2 protein-coding genes are annotated in these 1,873 nt (G+C 72.0%); one reads left to right on the forward strand and one right to left on the reverse strand.

Annotated features, from left to right (window positions below):
* The coding region (locus V7E09_RS15515) for a hypothetical protein (protein ID WP_324523727.1) at positions 1–682 on the forward strand (682 nt) is incomplete at its 5' end.
* Positions 683–723: 41 nt separating this feature from the next.
* Here V7E09_RS15515 and V7E09_RS15520 read toward each other — a convergent pair.
* The coding region (locus V7E09_RS15520; protein WP_324523728.1) for a glycosyltransferase at positions 724–1,873 on the reverse strand (1,150 nt) is incomplete at its 5' end.

Below are 1,873 nucleotides of genomic sequence, written 5' to 3' on the forward strand. Positions count from 1 at the left end.
GGAGGAGACCCGGCCGCGCGACGCCGTCACCCAGATCATCAAGTTCGAACTGGACGAACTCGACGAACTAGACGAACTAGACGAACTAGACGAGCCGGACGAAGGACTCTCCGAGGAGCTCCCCGGCCCCGACGACTCAGCCTCTTCCCGACCTGACGCCACTGCGCCTGGAGGCGCCGTCGCCAGCGACGCCGACGCGTGGAACTGCGGCACTCATCCCGCGCAGCCCCACCGCTCCACCCTGTTGGAGGCCGACGACGTCAAGCAGGCCCAGCTCATCATCGTGGCGTCGCGCGCCGAGCGGTCCGCGGTCGCCCTGCTGGAGCCACAAGCCCGTGCCCGCACGTTCACGCTGCGGGAGGCGCTCGCCCTAGGAGCGGCGCCCATCACCGCGGAGGAGCGCGACGAGGCCCAGTCGGTGCTCGGTGCAGAGGCGACCAACCCGATCAGCGTGTACGCCGCGATCCTGGACCGCCGCCGGGGCTCACTGACGCCGCCGCAGCCGAGCGGCCCCTGGTGGAAGCGACGCTCGCGCACCGACCCGTGGGATGTCCCGGACGTCCATCAGGCGGCCGAGCGTGTCCACGTCTCTGGGCTGCGTGCCCTGGCACGGGAGACCGGCGAGTTGGCCGCACGCATGGCCGCCTTCGCCGCCGGCATGGAGGGCAAGATCGCGCGCTGAGGCGTCCAGGAATCGTCCCGGAGGCGCCCCCCACGCCGACGTCAGTCCGCGGATGCGGGTGCTGCGGCGGACGCGGCCACCACGGCGGCGACGTGGTCCCCGTACACACCAGGGTCGTGCCGGTTTGCCGCCATCGATCTGGCTGGCTCGAGTTGCGGCAGGACGGTCTCCCAGGAGGCCACGATCTCGGCGACGGCCTCCGCGATCGCACGGGCCGAATCGGCCGGGACCCGGCGGGCCGTCGCATAGCCGTCAGTGGCCTCCAGGAGCCCCGACGTCGCGCTCACCACGACGGGACGCGACGCCAGGACGCCCTCCACGGCGGTGTTGCCGAAGGGTTCGTCGAGGCGGGAGGGGACCACCAAGATGTCGGCGCCGGCCAGGCCCGGCCACACGTCATCGACGAAACCGTGCAGGGTCACGGACTCCTGCAGGCCCCCAGAAGCGATCAGGGAGCGCAACTCTTCCTCGTACCACTCGTAGCCGGGGAACACCGCGCCATAGAGATCCAGGGTCGCGGGCGTGCCCGCGTCGTGCAGGAGCCGCAGCGCGTCCACGATCAGATCGACGCCCTTGCGGGGAGACAGCCGACCGACGTAGGCCAGCCGCGGCGCACCGTCGAGCGTGGCCCGGGGCGGGAGCGGGGTCGGCGGCCCGGGAACGGCGTTGAGGATCACGTCCGCGCGCGCGGACAAAGCCGGGATGGTCTGGGCCATCACCGCCAAGCTGAACCGACTGTTGACGATGATGCGCCGGGCGGCGAGCAAGGGTGCATACATGACCGTCTTCACCCCGGCGCCCGCCTGCGACTCGCCCTCGTGCACGTGCACGACGACGGGGATACGGCGCAGGCGTGCCGCTACCGGCCACTGGGGGACCGTGATGGTGTTGACCAGTACGACGTCGGGGCGATGGCGGCGCAGGGCCGCCCACGCGGCGGACGCGCCACGCACGGCGGTGCTGACCAGTTCACCCCACCCCCGCGGACGCAGCAGGCGTTTGCGCAGCACGAACTGCGGGGCGAACTCCACCTCCGCGCCTTCGCCGACCAGGGCCGGGACCAGCGGGCCGGGTCCAGGCAGAACCACCACGACGCGCCAGCCGTCCGCAACCAGGCCCGCCACCGAACCGAGCACGACCCGGTCTGAGCCGTACAGTTCCGCGCCGGGATGCACCACCAGGGCGGTGCCT

It is taken from the genome of Propioniciclava sp., from assembly GCF_036744435.1.
Lineage (GTDB): Bacteria > Actinomycetota > Actinomycetes > Propionibacteriales > Propionibacteriaceae > Propioniciclava.